This window comes from Nocardiopsis flavescens (genome assembly GCF_900141985.1).
Classification (GTDB): Bacteria; Actinomycetota; Actinomycetes; order Streptosporangiales; family Streptosporangiaceae; genus Nocardiopsis; species Nocardiopsis flavescens.
On record NZ_FQZK01000013.1, the window covers coordinates 16934 to 34416 of the forward strand.

A 17483-nucleotide genomic window follows, 5' to 3' on the forward strand; every position below is an offset into this window, starting at 1 on the left:
GCTTCATACCGACCGGGTGGTATGTTACCCGCGAGTCACCCCCGGTGTCTCCCCCGCCGCCCCGGGTCTTGCGCCAGATTACCTAACGCTGTTAGGTGTGGTGTGGGCACGAGACGAGGAGAGTGCGGCAGTGAAAGAGAACGTGGTGACGACGACCGGCGGCCGGGTCCGCGGCACGGCCTCCCCCCGCTCCGCGGACGGGAGCGTCACCGTCCACCGGAGCATCCCCTACGCGGCCCCGCCCTTCGGCGAGCACCGGTTCGCCGCCCCCGCGCCCGCCGCCCCCTGGGACGGCGTCCGCGACTGCACGGTGTTCGGGCCGCCCGCGCCCCAGCGGCCCCACCTGGTCGGCGCCGCCGAGTGGTCGCCCGACATGTCCGGCGACTGCCTCACGCTGAGCGTCTGGAGCGGTGCCCGGCCCGGCGACCGCGCCCCCGTGCTCGTGTGGATCCACGGCGGCGCGTACATCGTCGGCGCCTCCTCCGAGCCCTCCTACGACGGCACCCGGCTGGCCGAGAGCGGCCTGGTCGTGGTCGGCGTCAACCACCGGGTCGGCTTCGAGGGGTTCGGGCACGTCCCCGGCCGCCCCGACAACCGCGGACTGCTGGACCAGGCCGCGGCGCTGCGCTGGGTGCGCGACAACATCGAGCGGTTCGGCGGGGACCCCGGCAACGTCACCCTGGCGGGCGAGTCCGCCGGGGCCGGGGCGGTGGTGTGCCTCATGGCCGCCCCCGGCACCCGGGGCCTGTTCCGCAGGGCCGTCGCCCACAGTGTGCCCGGCGACATGGCCACCACCGGCACCGCCCGGGCGGTCGGCGCGCGCGTGGCCGCCGCCGCGGGGGTGCCCCACGACGCCGGGAGCCTGGCCGCGCTGTCGCCCGAGAAGGTGCTGGACGCGGTCGACGCCGTCCTGGACCGGGCGCCCTCGGAGGGGATCAGGCCCTTCACCTGCTTCGCCCCCGTGGTGGGCGGGCCCGAGCTGCCCGAGCCGCCCCTGGAGGCGCTAGCCCGCGGCGCCGCGTCCGGGACCGAGCTGCTCGTCGGGCACAACGCGCACGAGTTCCGGCTGTTCACCGAGCTGGGACAGCAGGTGGACATCGACGGGGAGGAGGTCCTGCGCGGACTCGTGTCCCGGCTGGGCCTGCGCGGGGACGCCCTGGAGGTCTACCGGTCCGCCCTGCCGGGAGCGCCGGTGCGCGAGCTGTTCAACGCGATCCAGGGCGACGCGGTGTTCTGCGAGTACACGACCCGGGTGGCCGAGGCGCACGCCCGCTCCGGGGGCCGCACGTTCTTCTTCCGGTTCGCCGCGCCGAGCACGGTGTTCGGGGGACGCCTGGGCGCCTGCCACGCCCTGGACCTGCCCTTCGCGTTCGGCAACCTGGACGGGGACTTCGGGGCGTTCCTGTTCGAGGGCGGCCCGGGGGAGGAGCACCACGCGCTGTCGGCGCGGATGGTCGCGGCCTGGCGCGACTTCGCCGCCACCGGGGACCCGGGCTGGCCGGCCTCGACCGGGCGGGCCCTGGCGGTCAAGGAGTGGAACACCACCGACGCCCTGCACCCGGCTCCGGCCGCCCCGACCCGTGCGGTGTGGGCGGACGTGTCCCTGGCGCCCCGGTAGGGGACCGGCCGCCGCGGCGGCGCCGGGCTCCCGCAGGGGAGCGGGCACCGTGTCCTCACGGGGCCTGCCGGCCGGGGGCCGGGGGCGTCCGGGGCGGCGGGTGTGTCGGCGCCCGGTCGCCGCCGGCCGTGCGCGGGCCCCGGGCCGCCGCATGCGCCCGGCCGGGGGCCGGGCCCGGGCCGGACGCGGCGGTGCCCCGCCCCGGAGGGAGCGGGGCACCGGTGCGCGCCTAGCGGCCGAGGCCGGCGCGGCGCAGCGCCTCGGCCATCGCCCCCTGCGGGGCCGCGGCCTGGCGGCCGCCCTGGCCGCCGCCCCGGTTCCCCCCGCGGTCGCCGCCCCGGCCGCGGTCGCCGCCGCCCCGGCGCCGGTCGCCCTGGCCGCCGCCGTTGCCGCCGCGCTCACCGCGGCGCTCCCGGCCGCCGCCCGCCGGGGCCTCGTCGTCGAGCCGCATGGTGAGCGAGATCCGCTTGCGCGGGATGTCGACGTCCTGCACCCGCACCTTCACGATGTCGCCCGGCTTGACGACCTCGCGCGGGTCCTGGACGAACTTGTCCGACATCGCCGAGACGTGCACCAGGCCGTCCTGGTGGACTCCCACGTCGACGAAGGCGCCGAACGCCGCCACGTTGGTGACCACTCCCTCCAGGACCATCCCCGGCTCCAGGTCGCTCAGCTTCTCCACGCCCTCCTTGAAGGTGGCGGTGGTGAACGCCGGGCGCGGGTCGCGGCCCGGCTTGTCCAGCTCGGCGAGGATGTCGGTGACGGTGGGCAGGCCGAAGGTCTCGTCCACGAACTCCTGCGGCCGCACCCCGGCGAGCACGTCCTTGGCGCCGATGAGCGAGGGCAGGTCGGTGCCGACCCGGTCCAGGATACGGCGCACCACCGGGTAGGCCTCGGGGTGCACGGCGGAGGCGTCCAGCGGGTCGTCGCCGCCGGGCACCCGCAGGAAGCCCGCGCACTGCTCGAACGCCTTGGGGCCCAGCCGCGGCACCGACCGCAGCTGCTCGCGGGTCCGGAAGGGGCCGTTGGCGTCGCGGTGCGCGACGATGTTGCGGGCCAGGGTGGAGGTCACGCCCGACACCCGCGTCAGCAGCGGCACGGAGGCGGTGTTGACGTCCACGCCGACGCCGTTCACGCAGTCCTCGACCACGGCGTCCAGGGAGCGCGACAGCTTCGCCTCGGCCAGGTCGTGCTGGTACTGGCCGACGCCGATCGACTTGGGGTCGATCTTGACCAGCTCGGCCAGGGGGTCCTGGAGGCGGCGGGCGATGGAGGCGGCCCCGCGCAGCGACACGTCCAGGTCGGGCAGCTCCTCGGAGGCGTAGGCGGAGGCCGAGTACACGGAGGCGCCCGCCTCGGACACCATCACCTTGGTCAGGGACAGCTCCGGGTGCCGCTTGAGCAGGTCGGCCGCCAGGCGGTCGGTCTCGCGGGAGGCGGTGCCGTTGCCGATCGCGACCAGGTCGACCCGGTGGGCCTTGCACAGCCGGGCCAGGCGGTCGATGGCGCCGTCCCAGTCGTGGCGGGGGGCGTGCGGGAAGACGGTGTCGGTGGCGACGACCTTTCCGGTGGGGTCGCAGACGGCGACCTTGACGCCGGTGCGCAGGCCCGGGTCCAGGCCCAGGGTGGCGCGGGTCCCGGCGGGGGCGGCCAGCAGCAGGTCGCGCAGGTTGGCGGCGAACACGGCCACGCCGTCGTCCTCGGCCCGCTGCCACAGGCGCATCCGGACGTCGATGTCGAGGCGGACCAGGATGCGGGTGCGCCAGGCCCAGCGGACGGTCTCCTGGAGCCAGCGGTCGGCGGGTCGGCCGCGGTCCACGATGCCGAAGCGGTGGGCGATGGCGTTCTCGTAGCTGGACCGGGGGACGGTGCCGTCGGGGTTCTCGGCGGGCGCGTCCTCGGGCTCCAGGGTGAGGGCGAGCACCTCCTCCTTCTCGCCCCGGTACATGGCCAGGACCCGGTGGGAGGGGAGCGCGGTGAGGGGTTCGGAGAAGTCGAAGTAGTCGGAGAACTTGGCGCCGGACTCCTCCTTGCCCTCACGGACGGAGGAGAGCATGCGGCCCTTGTCCCACAGGCGCTCGCGCAGCAGGCCGGTGAGGTCGGCGTCCTCGGCGAAGCGCTCCACGAGGATGGAGCGGGCGCCGTCCAGGGCGGCCTTGGTGTCGGCGACCCCCCTGTCGGCGTCGATGTAGGGGGCGGCGGTCTCCTGCGGGTCCAGGCCCGGGTCGCCGATCAGCGCCTCGGCCAGCGGTTCGAGCCCGGCCTCGCGGGCGATCTGGGCCTTGGTGCGGCGCTTGGGCTTGAAGGGGAGGTAGATGTCCTCCACGCGGGCCTTGGAGTCGGCCTCCAGGATGCTCCGCTCCAGGTCCTCGTCCAGCTTCCCCTGGGACCGGATCGACTCCAGGACCGCCGCCTTGCGCTCGTCGAGCTCGCGCAGGTAGCGCAGGCGCTCTTCCAGGGCGCGCAGCTGGGCGTCGTCCAGGGCGCCGGTGGCCTCCTTGCGGTAGCGGGCGATGAAGGGCACGGTCGACCCCCCGTCGAGGAGGTCGACGGCGGCCTTGACCTGGTGTGCGCCCACGCCGAGTTCCTCGGCGATGCGCAGGTCGATCGTGGGTGTCGCAAGGGTCGTCACTGGTGTGTGTCCACTCGTCGGGTGTGCGGTGCGGGCCCATTCTGCTGTCGCGGCCGGACATTGTCATCCCGGCCGCGCCCGGGGGGCGGGGCGGGGCCCGGGGCCGGACGCGGGCGGGCAGGGGCGAAGGCGGGCGAATCACCCCGCGCGGCCGGCCCGGGCGGTGCCCGGCGGGCGCGGTGCGACCGGGGCGCGCCGGGCCGGGGCGGGTGCGGTCGCAAAGAACGGGGCGGCGAGGGCGGTCGCGGGGCGTCGTTTCCGGGCGGTCAGCCCTCTCCGCCGAGGTAGTCGGGGGCGTAGTACTCGTCGAGGGGGACCGGGCCGCGGTAGCCCTGGCACATGCACTGGCGGTAGGTGGAGCTCTGCGAGCCGGTCCAGCGGCCCGGGATGACCACCTGGGTCTGGCACTTCTTGGTCTGCTGGTCGTGGAAGACGAGGTGGTGGCCGCAGCCGCACAGGGGCTGGGGGGTGCGCTCCCCGTTGTTGAGGACCCGGGCCTGCTCCTGTTTCTGCTGGAGGGCGAGGGCCTCCCGGCCCTGGCGCCTCGTGAGGAGGCGGCCCATCACGAAGCCGCCCAGGGCTATCGCCGCACCGAAAACCATGGAGAACGGATCCATCCGTCGCCACCCCTTCCCTCGACCCGCGGCCCCGTGCACAGGGCCCTGGTCCCATTGTCGCCCATCGTCCTGTGGGACGGCGAAGGCCTCTCGGGGGTTCCCGAACACCGTGTCCCGGCGCCTCCGGAGGAGATGAAAAGATTTCTTTGCATCAGTACCTTTGCAAAGAAATCTTTGGGATAGCGTCGTGGCACCGCCGAAAGGAGCCGACATGACCGGCGCACCCCCCGCCCGCCCCGAGCGATCCGAGCGCCTCGGAGGCGCCTTCCACCGCCTGCTGGCCGCCTGCGGGCTGACCAACCTCGGCGACGGCATGCTCGCCACCGCGCTGCCGCTCATCGCCGCCACCCTCACCCACGACCCGCTGGCCGTCTCCGGCCTGCTGGCCGCCCGGTTCCTGCCCTGGCTGCTGGTCGCGCCGCTGTCCGGGGTGCTGCTGGACCGGGTCGACCGCCTGCGGGCCATGGCGGCGGCCAACGCCGTCGCCGCCGCCGCGGTCGCGGTGCTGGCCGCGGTCGTCGCCCTGGGCCGCGCCGAGCTGTGGATCCTCTACACGGTCCTGTTCCTGGTGGTCGCCTGCGAGACCGTCTCGGACCCGGCGGCCAGGATCAGCGCGGCCCGGCTGGTGCCGGGCCGCCTCCTGGACCGGGCCAACGGGCGGCTGGAGGGGATGCACCTGGTGGCCCAGGACTGCGCGGCCAAACCGGTCGCCGGGATGTTGTTCGCGGTCGCCGCCCTGCTGCCCGTCGCCGGGACCGCCCTCTCCTACGCGCTGTGCTCCCTGCTGGTGGCCTCCGTCGTCCTGCTGCTGCGCCGACGACCCCGGCCCGACGGGGACGCGGACGCCGCCGACGCGGAGCGGGAGCCGGCGGAGGGCGTGCTGCGCTCGCTGCGGGAAGGGCTGGCCCACGTGTTCGGCGACCGCCTCATCCTCCGCATGATGTTCGCCAACGCCGGCACGATGGCGGGCATCCAGATGGCCACCGCCGTGATGGTGCTCCACGTGCGGCAGGTGCTGGAGGTCCCCGTCGCGCTCTACGGCCTCTTCATCGCGACCATCGCCGTCGGCGGGATCGCCGGCGCGGCGGCGGCCTCCCGGCTGGTGCTCGCGGTCGGCCGACGGACCGTGATGACGGCCGGCTACGCGGGCATGGGCGCGGGGCTGGCCGCCATGGGGCTCACCGACGACGCCCGCCTCGCGGCGGCGGCCTGGGCGCTGGTCGGCGTGTCCATGACCACCTCCAACATCGCGGGCTCGGTGTTCTTCCAGGCCGTGGTCCCCGAGCACCTGCGCGGCCGGGTGTCCGCCGCCTACCGCACCGTAGGCTGGGGCCTGGCGCCGGCGGGCGCGCTCGCCGGCGGGCTGCTGGGGCGGATCGACCTGGGCCTGCCCTACCTGGCCGGCGGCCTGCTCGTGCTCGGCACGGTGCTGGTCTTTTGGCGCACCATCGCCGAGTGCGCCCGCCTGTGCGACAAGGCGGCGGCGCGCCTGGCCGCCGCCGACGCCGCCCCCCGGTGAGGGGCGCGGTGCGGCGCGGGCCCGACCGCTACGGTGAAGCCATGCCAGACGAGCCCATGACCGACGAGGACGCCTTCCCCGAAGAGGGCGAGCAGCTGCAGGTGGACGCGAGCGCCCTGCGCGGCCTGGCCCACCCGCTGCGCGGGCGCATCCTGGACGAGCTCATCCGCAACGGCCCCGCCACCGCCACGATCCTGGGCAGGCGCCTGGGGGAGAGCAGCGGGGCCACCAGCTACCACCTGCGCCAGCTGTCCCGGTACGGGTTCATCGACGCGGCCCCCGGCCGGTCCGGGGGGCGCGAGCGGTGGTGGCGCATCCGCCCCGGCGGCTGGAACATGGCGGGGCACGCGTTCATGGAGGACCCGCGCACCCGGCCGGCGGCCGAGGCAGTCCTGAACCGCTACTACCGGGGGCGCCACGAGAACTTCCAGGACTGGCTGGAACTGGTCCGCGAACTCCCCGACGCGCCGGACGTGCGCGGCTGGAAGGGCGCCGCCACCGACTCGCAGATGCACCTGCGGCTGACCCCCGGGGAGACCTCGGAGTTCGCCGCGGCGTTCTACGCGTTCCTGCGCGAGTACATGAAGCGCTTCGAGGGGCGCACGCCCGAGGAGCACCCCGACACCGAGAGCGTGGAGGTGCAGGTCAATATCTTCCCCGCGCTGCCCCCGCTGCGTGACCGCGGGGACGGCTCCTAGGGCGTGTTCGACGGATCATTCCGGCTCACGACCACCGGGCGGCCTCTCGCCGCGCCGCCTGCGCTTGGACAGCCGACCCGGGCCGACCTGCGCTCGGCGTCTTGCGAGAGATCGCCCGGAGGCCGCTCCTCTCACTCGGCGCAAGCGCCGAACCGAACGAAAGCATCCGCCGAACACGCCTTCGTGGTTGAAGCACATGATCACGCGAAGACCGTTGTTGTGTACGGGAAACGACGAAGCCCGTGACCAGGCCGGTATCCGGTCACAGGCTCCAGGTTAAACGCCAAGCTTGCCGTCGCGGAGCTTCTTGAGGGTCGCCACGTCGGCCGCGTGCGGGGCCGCCGGACCGGGGGTCTCCACCACGATCGGCACGCCGGCGCTCACCGGGTGGACGAACAGCTCCCCGAACGCGTCGGCGCCGATGAACCCGGCCCCGATGTTCTCGTGCCGGTCCTTGTTGCTGCCGCACGGGGCCTTGGAGTCGTTGCCGTGGATCACGCGCAGCCGGTCGGCGCCCACCACCTCGCCGAACCGGTCCAGGGCCTCGCGCATCCCCTCCCGGGTGGAGATGTCGTGCCCGGCGGCGAACAGGTGCGCGGTGTCCAGGCACACGCCGACGTTGCCGTGCCAGTCCAGGGCCTCGAAGTAGGGCACCAGGTCGTCCACGGTCGCGCACAGCACCTGGCCCTGGCCGGCCATCGGCTCCAGCAGCACCGGGGGCACCTCCCCGCCCAGGCGCTCCAGCAGCGGCAGCAGCCGCTCCCGCACGCGGGCCAGCCCCGCCTCCCGGCCGCCCGACACCGCCGAGCCGGTGTGCACGACCACGCCCCGCGCCCCGATCTCGGCGGACCGGCGCAGCGCGTGCTCCAGGGAGGCCACCGACTTGGCGGCCACCCCCTCGTCGGGGGTGCCCGGGTTGATCAGGTAGGGCGCGTGCACGAACACCGGCAGCCCGTCCCCGGCCCGTTCGCGCATCCGCGCGTCCTGGGCGGGGACGCCCGCGTTGGTCGCCCAGCCGCGCGGGTTGGAGACGAACACCTGGACGGTCTCCGCGCCGATCTCCCCGGCGTAGGCCAGGCCCTTGTCGGCCATGCCCCCGGCCACCGGGACGTGGGCGCCGACCGGGGACGGGGCGCCCGGGGTGCGCGGGGACGGGGTGTGCTGCGTCGTGTTCATCGGTCGACCAGCCTAGACCGTCCCCGTGCCCGCTCCTGCCGGGACCGGGCCGACGGCGGGGCCGGGCGGTTCGACCGGCCCGCGCCCGGGGGTCCCGGGCCCGGGGCCGCGCCGCCACGGTCCCCGCCGCCGTCGGCGGCCCTTCCGCCTTCCGAGCGCCCTCCCGGGCCGGTGCGCCGAGGCCGCCGGGCGCCTGCGCGCGGCCGGAAGGGCGCTACTCTCGTGCCCGTGAGCACGCTGACCGCACACCCCGCACTCGCCGATGTCGTCGCCGCCCTGGAGGACGTCTACCCGACGTCCTGGGCCGCCCCCTGGGACCGGGTGGGCCTGGCGGTGGGGGACCCCGCCGACCGGGTCGCCAAGGTCCTGTTCGCCGTCGACCCCGTCGAGGCCGTCGTCGACGAGGCGGTCACCTGGGGTGCCGACCTGGTCGTCACCCACCACCCCCTCATGCTGCGGGGGGTGCACGGGGTCGCCGCCGACACCCCCAAGGGCCGCATCGTGCACCGGCTCATCCGGGCCGGGATCGCCCTGTACACCGCGCACACCAACGCCGACACCGCCGCCCCCGGGGTGTCCGACGCGCTGGCCCGCGCCGTGGGGCTCACCGGCCCGCTGCGCCCCCTGGAGCCCGACGCCGCCGACCCCGACGGCCGCCGCGGCATCGGCCGGGTGGGCGCCCTGGACGCCCCGATGACGCTGCGCGACTTCGCCGCGCGGGTGGCCGCGGGCCTGCCCGCGACCGCCCCCGGGATCCGGGCCGCCGGGGACCTGGACCGCATCGTCACCGACGTCGCGGTGTCGGGCGGGGCCGGCGACTCCCTGCTCGACGCCGCCCGCGCGGCCGGAGTGGACGCCTTCGTCACCTCCGACCTGCGCCACCACCCCGCCTCGGAGTTCACCGAGCAGCCCGGCGCGCCCGCGCTCGTCGACGTGCCCCACTTCGCGGGCGAGTGGCCGTGGCTGGCCGACGGGGCCGCCGCCCTGTCCGACTCCCTCGTGCGGCGGCTGGGCCCGGATGCGGCTAACGTGGAGACCCGCGTGTCCACCACGGTGACGGACGCCTGGTCGCAGGCGTTCCCGTCGGCCTGACGCACCCGCCCGCCCGCCGCCGGGCACCCCGATCGAACTGCTACAGAGCCATCGAACTGCACAGCGTTGTCGAGTCGCACGGTGCCGTCGGAGCGCACCGTGCGAGTGCGCGGACGGCGTACCAGCCTTTCCGACCACCCCAGGAGAACAAGTGAAAGCCGAACCCGCCGCGCAGGCCAGACTGCTCGACCTCCAGCGGCTGGACCTGGAGATCCAGCACCTGGACCACCGGGCAGCGACCCTCCCCGAGGTCGCCGAGGCGACCCGCCTCGCCGAGCTGGCCGACCGCCTCGACGGCGAGCTGATCGCCGCCCAGACCCGCCTGTCCGACGCCGAGCGCGCCCAGCGCAAGGCGGAGAGCGACGTCGACCAGGTGCGCTCCCGCGCCGCCCGGGACACCGAGCGCCTGGAGTCCGGCCGCATCACCAACGGCAAGGAGCTGCAGAACCTCCAGTCCGAGATCGCCTCCCTGAGCCGCCGCCAGGGCGAGCTCGAAGAGGTCGTGCTGGAGGCGATGGAGCAGGTCGAGGGCCTCAACGCCGAGGTGGCCAGGCTGACGGCCGCCGCCGAGGACTCCCGGGTCGGGTACACCGAGGTGGTCGCCCGCCGCGACACCGCCACCGCCGGGATCGGCCTGGACCGGGCGCGCGTCGTCGACAACCGCCGCCGGGTCTGCGAGGACATCCCCGAGGGGCTCCTGTCCCTGTACGACAAGCTGCGCGTCCAGTACGGCGGCGTGGCCGCCGCCCCCCTGCGCCACGGCCGCTGCGAGGGCTGCAAACTGGTGCTGAGCCCGGCCGAGATCGGGGAGATCCGCGCCGCCGCCGACGACGAGGTGGTGCGCTGCGAGGAGTGCCGCCGCATCCTGGTCCGGATCCAGGAGCCGGAGGGCCAGTGAGCACCGGGTGGGGTGCCCCCGACACCTCGCCGACCCGGCTGCTGCTGCTGCGCCACGGCACGACCCCGCTGTCGGTGGAGCGCCGCTTCGCGGGCCGGGGCGACATCCCGCTCACCGAGGCGGGGTGCGCCCAGGCCGAGGCCGCCGCCCGGCGGCTGGCGGGGCTGGGGGTGGACGCGATCGTCGCCTCCCCGCTGTTGCGGACCCGGAGCACCGCCGAGTACGCCGCCGCGGCGCTGGGGCTCTCGGTGGAGACCGACGAGGGGTTCGTGGAGACCGACTTCGGCGACTGGGAGGGGATGACCTTCGCCGAGGCGCGTGGGCACGACCCCGTGGCGGTCGACCGCTGGGTGTCCGACCCGCTGGCCGCCCCGCCCGGGGGCGAGGACTTCGCCTCGGTGTCGCACCGCGTGGGCCGGGCCCGCGACGCCCTGGTGGAGCGCCACCGCGGGCGCACCGTCCTGGTCGTCACCCACGTCACCCCCGTCAAGGCCCTGGTCCAGCAGGCCCTGCTGGCCCCGGTGCAGGCCCTGTACCGGATGCACCTGGACACCGCCAGCCTCACCGAGATCGACGTCTACGCCGACGGCCCGATGGTGATGCGCTCGTTCAACGACACCTCCCACCTGGACCGGACCACCGGTGGTCCGGGCCCGGGCCGCCGGCGGTAGACTCTTGCGTCGAGGGGAGTCGGCCAGGCGGTCGCGGACCGCGCCGGGTGCGCGGATCCGAGGAAAGTCCGGACTCCACAGGGCAGGGTGGTCGGTAACACCGACCCGGGGCGACCCGCGGGACAGTGCCACAGAGAACAGACCGCCACCGTTCGCGGTGGTAAGGGTGAAACGGTGGTGTAAGAGACCACCAGCGGCCGGAGCGATCCGGCCGGCTCGGTAAACCCCACCCGGAGCAAGGTCGAAAAGGGGATCTCCGGATCCCCGCGCGGATGATCGAGGGCTGCCCGCCCGAGTCCGCGGGTGGACCGCACCGAGGTCGTCGGCAACGGCGATCCCAGATGGATGACCGCCCGGTCCGTCAGCGGACCGACAGAATCCGGCTTACCGGCCGACTCCCCTCCTTCCAGCCCTCTGACCTGCGCCGCGAGGCGGGGGAGCCGACCGTATTTGCTCTCCGTTTGCTCTTGGTTCTCAGCCCGGCAGCCGCGGGAGCAGGACGCTCGCCCCGCACCCGGATTCCGCGGGGCCGAGGGCGGGCCTCGGCCCCGCGGAGCGGGCCCGGACGGCCGTGCGGGGGGGCAGGTGTGTACATCCCCGCGGTGATGGTCCGGGGGCGGGAGCACCGATAGATTGGGCGCAGCGCTCCGGCCCCGCGTCCGCGGGAACGGAAGACCCGCGACCGCCGGGCAGGCGGACGCGGGCAACGGTGTCCACGGAATGGGTGACTCTTGTTCGACTCGACCCTCTTCTGGGTGGTCCTCTTCGGCCTGCCGGTCCTGGCCATCGGGGCGATCGTGATGCTCGCCACCTACCAGGCGTCAGGGGTTCAGGAGGACGGGCGGGACGACGCGCCCGACGATTCGTCCAGCGGCTGACCGCCGTCGGCCGCCGGTCGGGGCGCGGGCACCGGGTCGGCCACGTCCCGGGCGCCGAGGACCGGGGTGAATTCCCCGGTCCCCACGTCCAGCAGGTGCACCCGGGCGGTCTCCAGGTCGTAGTACATCCCCGTCAGCTCCAGCTCCCCCGACTCCACGCGCTCGCGCACCAGCGGGTGCAGGGTCAGGTGGGCGATCTGCTGGCGGACGTTGGCCTGGGCCAGGCGGCGCAGCGCCTCCGCGGTGGGCAGCCCCGCCAGTTCCCCGGCGGCCTCGCCCGCGCGGCGCAGGCTGGGCGAACCGTGGGCGAGCCAGCGCCGCACGTGCGAGGTCTCCGCCGAGTCGGGGTCCAGGTGGGCCCCCTCCAGTAGGGCCTTCATGGCCCCGCAGTGGGAGTGCCCGCACACCACGATCGAGGGCACGCGCAGGACCGCCACCGCGTACTCCACGGCGGCGCCCACCGAGTCGTCGTCCGGGGCGTCGGGGGGCGGCACCAGGTTGCCCACGTTGCGCACCGTGAACAGGTCCCCGGGCCCGCTCGCGGTGATGAGGTTGGGCACCACCCGGGAGTCGGCGCAGGTGATGAACAGGGCGGTCGGGTTCTGCCCGTGCGAGAGGCGGCTCATCACCGACCGCATCCGGTCGGCGGTGCTGGCGTGGTACTCGCGGGCCCCGGCGGCGAGCAGGCCCAGGGGGTCCACCTCCTCCTCGGCGCCGCCGCGCATGCCCCAGGGCGCCCACCAGCGGGCCAGTCCGCGCGGGGCCGTCTTGGCGGCCGGGGCCGACCGGCGGCTGCTGCGCTCGTACCAGCGCTCGTGCACCTCGTCGATGTCGACGGAGCCGCCGGTGCGCTCGTGGTCCACGCGCCAGGCGTGGATGGCCTCGAACGCGGCGTGGTCCATGAAGTCCACGTGCAGGTCCAGGTCGACCGGGGCGCCGGACGGCACGGTGCGCAGCACGTGTGCGAGCCGGGGCACGCCCAGGAACGTCAGGGACCCGTGCACGGTGATGTGGACGCGACCGCCCCGCTCCTCGGTGGTGACGGTGAGCCGGGTGAGCCTGCGCAGGGACACCACCATGGCCAGCCCGAACCCGAGGAAGACCCCTTCCAGCAGACCCAGGAGCACCACGCCGAACAGGGTGACCAGGTACACCCCGGCCTCGTGGTGGCGGCGCAGGTCGCGCAGGTGGGCCAGGGACACCATCTGCACGCCGATGAACACCAGCAGCGCCGCCAGCGCCGCCATCGGGATCAGCTCGACCACGTGCGCGAACAGGGCGACGAAGAGCAGGATCCACACCCCGTGCAGGATGGTGGACAGCGGGCTCTGCGCGCCTGCGCGCACGTTGGCGGTGCTGCGGACGATGACGCCCGCGATGGGCAGGCCGCCCAGGGCGCCGCTGACGGCGTTGGAGGCGCCCTGCCCGCACAGCTCGCGGTCGAGCATCACGCGGCGGCCGCTGTGCAGCCGGTCCACGGCGATGGCGGCGAGCAGGGACTCCACGCTGGCGACCATGGCGACGGTGGCCACGCCCAGGAACACGCCGTGCCACTGCCCGTCCTGGGGCAGGGCGGGCCCGTTCCAGGCGTCGGCCAGGGAGCCGGGCAGGGACACGGTCTCGACCTGCCAGCGGCCCAGGGTGGCGATGACGGTGGCCGTGCCGACCGCGACCAGGGCGGCGGGGATGAACGCGGGGCGGAAGCGGCCCAGGGCGGGCAGCCTCCCCCAGCAGAACATGATCGCGATGGTGATGACGCCGACCGCGACCGCCGGGGTGTGGTTCTGGGCGATCTGGGCGGGCAGGTCGGTGAGGTTGGCCAGGGCCGAGCTCTGCGGCGCGCCGCCGAGCACGACGTGCAGCTGGGCGAGGGCGATGGTGACGCCGACACCGGCGAGCATGCCGTGGACGACGGCCGGCGAGACCGCCAGCGCGGCGCGGGCGATGCGGAACGCGCCCAGGGCGAGCTGGACGAGTCCGGCCAGCAGGGTGATCAGGCAGGTGACGCGCCATCCGTAGGTGGCGATGAGGTCGGCGACGATGATCGTCAGCCCGGCGGCGGGCCCGCTGACCTGGACGGCGGAGCCGCCCACGAGTCCGGCCACGATGCCCCCGACGACGGCGGCGATGATGCCGGCGATGAGCGGTGCGCCGGAGGCGACCGCGATGCCCAGGGACAGCGGGACGGCGACGAGGAAGACCACGAGCGAGGCGCCGACGTCGGCGGAGACGCCCCGGCGGCCGGTGCGGAGGGAGGGCTCCGGGGAGGGGGGAGGTTCGGGCGGTGTTCCCTGGGCGTCGTTGCGCATGGTGACTCCTGTTCTGTTCGGGCAGGCGATGCGTAGGCGCGCGGGGACTGCGGGTGTCCGGACCGGGGGGCGGGCATGACGGAGCGCCTTCGAGATGTCTCGAAGGGTGTCGTGCCAGTCACCAACTGTAGTCAATGAACGGGGCTCTGTGTTACGGACTGTTGTGGTTTCGGTAACCATTTTCCCGTGTTCACAGGGCGCGGGCACGAATCCGGACAGAACAAAAACCGAGGTGGCGGGCAGGTACCCGCCACCTCGGCGTTGTGAACTCCTGGCCGCGCCCCGGCCCGGCCTCAGCGGAGGCCGGGGACTCCGGTCACGCGGTGTGCCCGGTCACCGGAACCGGTCGTCCCCGTATCCGTCGTCGTATCCGCGGCGCTCCTGCTCCCGCGGGTCGTAGGACGCCTCGCGGTAGGGGTCGGGCGCCCCGCCGCGGTGCCACTCCTCCAGCGGGCGGTAGCCGTCGTCCTCGGGCTCGGCGGCCGGGCGCGGCGGGTAGCCGCCGGGCCCGGTGTCGTAGCCGTTCCCGGGCCTGCCGTAGGCGGGGTTCTGCCCGGTGGGGGCGGCGTAGCCCGGCCGGGGGCCGCCGTGCAGCGGATCGGTTCCGGGCATGCCTCCCGGACCGGCCGGTCCGCCGGGGGCGAGCGGTCCCGGGGAGCCGCCGTACCCGCCGCCGTAGCCGGGGCCGGGCCCGCCCGGCAGGTCCGGCCGACCGGGCGGCGGTGCGTCGAACGGGTCGGGCCTGCCCGTCGGGGCCGGGCCTCCGTACCCGGGCACCGTCGGCGCCACCGCCGGGTCGCCCCCGCCCCACAGCGGCTCGTTGCCCGACGGGCGTGCGTGGGTGCCGCTGTCGTAGGGCGAGGGGCTCGTCTCGTAGGGGGAGGGCCCGGTGTCGTAGGGGTTGGTGGTGCCGGGGGAGGGGTAGGCGGGGCGGCTGTGGGTGCCGGTGTCGTAGTCGGGCCGGGTGTAGGAGCCGGTGTCGTAGGAGGAGCGGGTGTGCTCGCCGGAGTCGTACTCCGGGCGCCGGGGCGCGCCGTGGTCCGGGCGTGCGTGGGTGCCGCTGTCGTAGGACGGGATCCCGCCGTCGTAGGGGCGGTCGGACCGCCCGTGCGCGCCCGTCCCCGAGTCGGGCCGGGAGGGCGCGGGGTAGCCGCCGCCCAGCGGGTCGGCCGGTCCGGTACCCGCGCCGTAACCGCCCGCCGGCCGCTGGTGGGAGCCGGTGTCCATGCTCGACCAGATCGGCGAGCCGACGTCGGAGCCCCCGGGGGAGCCGCGGAACCCGCCGCCCAGGGGGTCCGGGTCGGGGGTGCGCGCGTGCGCGCCGGTGCCGCCGTCGTAGCCGGCGGCGGGGGTGTAGGGCGTGCCGCCCGGGGCGGACCCGCCCGCCGGCGGCGTGCCTAGTGGGTCCCGCGCGGGGCCGGGGGAGCCCAGGGGGTCGCCCAGCGGGTCCGTGCCGCGGGGTGCGGTCAGCCGGTCGGCCAGGGAGGGGGCGTCCGGGGCCTGGGGGGTGCGCACGTTCCAGGAGCTGGAGCTGAGCGGGTCGTCCCCCTGGGCCGCGGGTGCGGCGGCGGGGGCGGCCGGAGCCGGGGGCGCCGCGGGAGCCGCCGGGGCGGCGGGCTCGCGGGTGGGCGGCAGTTCGGCCCGCTCGGGGCGCGGGGGCAGGGCCCGGCCGTCATTGCCGCCCAGGCTGGCCAGCATCGCCAGATCGGCGGACGGGTCTCCGGAAGCGGTCGCGCGCGGAAGGACGGTGGTCGCCCCGGCCGGACCGGACGGCTCGTCGTCGTACTCCTCGTACTCGTCGTCCTCGTACTCGTACTGCGTGACGGCGGGGGCCCGGTCGTCGTCGCGGTCGTCCCGGTCGCCGCGCCCGCGCCCGCCGCCCGGCCGCTCGTCGTCGTCCTCGCCCAGGCTCGACCAGAAGCCGCCGTCCGCGTCGTCGTCCCAGTCGTCCTCGCGCTTGGTGCGCCGGGGCTTGGGCCGCCGCTCCCCCCGCCCGGCCGGGCGCCGTCCGCGTCCGCGCCCCCGCGGGGCGCCCCCGCGGTCGTCGTCGCCGTCCCCGGGGTCCCCGCCCGGTCCGTCGTCGTCGGCCTCGTCGTACTCGTAGTCGTCCTCGTAGCCGTCGTCGCGAGACCCCAGGTTGAGCGCGCGCATACCCAGCAACAGGAGCAGCAGCACGGCCAGCACGACGACGATGGCGATGATGATGACGGTGAGGGTCATGGTGTTCGCACTACCTTGGGGAGGTCGGCCGCGCACCCGGATTCCTCCGGAGACGGACCCGGACGGGGGCCCGTCGGAGCGGGGCGGCGACCGCCTGGTCCCGTGGAGGGGCGGCCTGCGGAAAGAGAGGGGTGCAGGCGACTCCGGTGCGGTCTCAGGTCAGCGTGCCGCGCGGCGAGTGGGCGGGTATCGGTCATCTGAAAAGAGGCGGGGGACACTGCCCCACTGTATGCGCTGTCGCGCCCTGTGTGCAGAGGGCGATGGGAGCTTCCTCCGGGAATCCGGAAAAGGCCGCCCATCCGGGGATACCTGTGGGTAACCCGGGACGGGGGCCTGCTGTGTCCCCGGTCACTCCGTGCCGGTCACCAGGGACCCGCGGGCGATCGCGCGGTCGGCGATCGCCTCCAGCGTCGACGACAGCTCGGCGCCCTCGGGCAGGTCGAGCGGGGTGTCCAGCGCGTACACCGTGAACCGGTAGCCGTGCGGGTCGTCCTCCTCCGGGCACGGCGGCGCGTACGAGGCCTCACCCGCGCTGTTGAGCCCCTGGCGGGCGTCGGCCGGCACCGTGTCCTGGCGCAGCTCCCCCGACTGCGGGTCCAGGTCGTAGAGGATCCAGAACACCTCGGCGGCTTCGGGGTCGTCCACCACCAGCGCGAGCGAGGCCGTGTCCTCGGGCAGCCCCGACCAGCTCAGCGGGGGCGAGTACGTGTCGCGCTCACCGTCCTCGCCCGGCTCGGAACCGACGCAGGTGTAGGCCTCGGGCAGCGGGCGGCCCTCCTGCATCAGCGGACTGGTGACGTTGATGTCGTCGGGCATGTCCCCGTTCTGCCCGGGGGCGAACAGGCCGCAGCCGGTGGTCAGCGTCAACGCCGTCCCCGCCGCCAGGGCGCCCGTGAGCGCACCGGCGGAGGTGCGGGGCGCGCGGCGCGCCCCGGTCGTCCGGGGGGAAGGGAGGGCCGGGAACAATGTGGGACTCCTGCTGGACTCTGGAAAAGCGCGGAACGCCGCAGGGAAGGGCGGACCGCAGGACGGAATCGGCCGCGGCGCGGCGTCCGGAACGGTCCCGGCGCCGGGCGCGGCGAAGGCGGCGTGCGCGAACACCCGCACACGCTCCTGAGCGAACCTTACTGCGGACCCGGCCCGCCCGGGGCGGCG

Annotated in this window: 13 protein-coding genes and 1 other RNA gene; 8 read left to right on the forward strand and 6 right to left on the reverse strand. The window is 75.2% G+C overall.

What is annotated here, in order from left to right; genetic code table 11:
* The first annotated feature begins 145 nt into the window (after positions 1–145).
* Positions 146–1618 carry a carboxylesterase/lipase family protein gene (locus BUE45_RS20140; protein ID WP_245833370.1) on the forward strand — a complete coding sequence of 491 codons (1473 nt, stop codon included), beginning with the start codon at positions 146–148 and terminating at the stop codon, positions 1616–1618.
* Between the two features lie 229 nt (positions 1619–1847).
* On the opposite strand, the gene BUE45_RS20145 is transcribed toward BUE45_RS20140, so the two are convergent.
* A complete protein-coding gene (locus BUE45_RS20145) occupies positions 1848–4250 on the reverse strand; it encodes a Tex family protein (protein WP_073380931.1) in 2403 nt (800 codons plus the stop codon).
* Positions 4251–4516: 266 nt separating this feature from the next.
* A complete protein-coding gene (locus BUE45_RS20150; protein WP_073380932.1) occupies positions 4517–4867 on the reverse strand; it encodes a hypothetical protein in 351 nt (116 codons plus the stop codon).
* Between the two features lie 211 nt (positions 4868–5078).
* Here BUE45_RS20150 and BUE45_RS20155 point away from each other — a divergent pair, with 211 nt between their 5' ends.
* Both BUE45_RS20155 and BUE45_RS20160 read left to right on the forward strand, forming a co-directional pair.
* On the forward strand, positions 5079–6386 hold the full coding sequence (locus tag BUE45_RS20155; RefSeq protein ID WP_073380933.1) for an MFS transporter: 1308 nt from the start codon (positions 5079–5081) through the stop codon (positions 6384–6386).
* 41 nt (positions 6387–6427) lie between these two features.
* Positions 6428–7084: an ArsR/SmtB family transcription factor gene (locus BUE45_RS20160; protein ID WP_245833372.1), complete on the forward strand. Its 657-nt coding sequence runs from the start codon at positions 6428–6430 to the stop codon at positions 7082–7084.
* A gap of 276 nt (positions 7085–7360) precedes the next feature.
* Here BUE45_RS20160 and BUE45_RS20165 read toward each other — a convergent pair whose 3' ends face one another.
* Positions 7361–8260: a deoxyribonuclease IV gene (locus tag BUE45_RS20165; RefSeq protein ID WP_073380935.1), complete on the reverse strand. Its 900-nt coding sequence runs from the start codon at positions 8258–8260 to the stop codon at positions 7361–7363.
* A gap of 228 nt (positions 8261–8488) precedes the next feature.
* Between BUE45_RS20165 and BUE45_RS20170 the strand changes: the two genes are divergently transcribed.
* From BUE45_RS20170 to BUE45_RS32620, 5 genes are all read left to right on the forward strand, one after another.
* Positions 8489–9352, forward strand: a complete 864-nt coding sequence (locus tag BUE45_RS20170) for a Nif3-like dinuclear metal center hexameric protein (protein ID WP_394328531.1) — start codon at positions 8489–8491, stop codon at positions 9350–9352.
* Positions 9353–9503: 151 nt separating this feature from the next.
* Complete coding sequence (locus tag BUE45_RS20175; RefSeq protein WP_073380937.1) at positions 9504–10250, forward strand: zinc ribbon domain-containing protein; 747 nt, start codon at positions 9504–9506, stop codon at positions 10248–10250.
* Positions 10247–10921: a histidine phosphatase family protein gene (locus BUE45_RS20180; RefSeq protein ID WP_073380938.1), complete on the forward strand. Its 675-nt coding sequence runs from the start codon at positions 10247–10249 to the stop codon at positions 10919–10921. Before BUE45_RS20175 ends, BUE45_RS20180 begins: the two co-directional genes overlap by 4 nt.
* A gap of 15 nt (positions 10922–10936) precedes the next feature.
* Positions 10937–11324: RNase P RNA component class A (rnpB, locus tag BUE45_RS20185), an RNA gene on the forward strand.
* Between the two features lie 328 nt (positions 11325–11652).
* Positions 11653–11799 (forward strand): hypothetical protein, encoded by a 147-nt coding sequence (locus tag BUE45_RS32620; RefSeq protein WP_178378592.1) that lies wholly within the window; start codon positions 11653–11655, stop codon positions 11797–11799.
* Here BUE45_RS32620 and BUE45_RS20190 read toward each other — a convergent pair.
* The 3 genes from BUE45_RS20190 to BUE45_RS20200 form a co-directional block, all read right to left on the reverse strand.
* On the reverse strand, positions 11751–14108 hold the full coding sequence (locus BUE45_RS20190) for a SulP family inorganic anion transporter (protein ID WP_073380939.1): 2358 nt from the start codon (positions 14106–14108) through the stop codon (positions 11751–11753). The genes BUE45_RS32620 and BUE45_RS20190 overlap by 49 nt on opposite strands.
* A gap of 333 nt (positions 14109–14441) precedes the next feature.
* A complete protein-coding gene (locus BUE45_RS20195; RefSeq protein WP_073380940.1) occupies positions 14442–16328 on the reverse strand; it encodes a hypothetical protein in 1887 nt (628 codons plus the stop codon).
* A 348-nt stretch (positions 16329–16676) separates the two neighbouring features.
* On the reverse strand, positions 16677–17294 hold the full coding sequence (locus tag BUE45_RS20200) for a YbhB/YbcL family Raf kinase inhibitor-like protein (protein ID WP_073380941.1): 618 nt from the start codon (positions 17292–17294) through the stop codon (positions 16677–16679).
* Between the last annotated feature and the right edge of the window lie 189 nt (positions 17295–17483).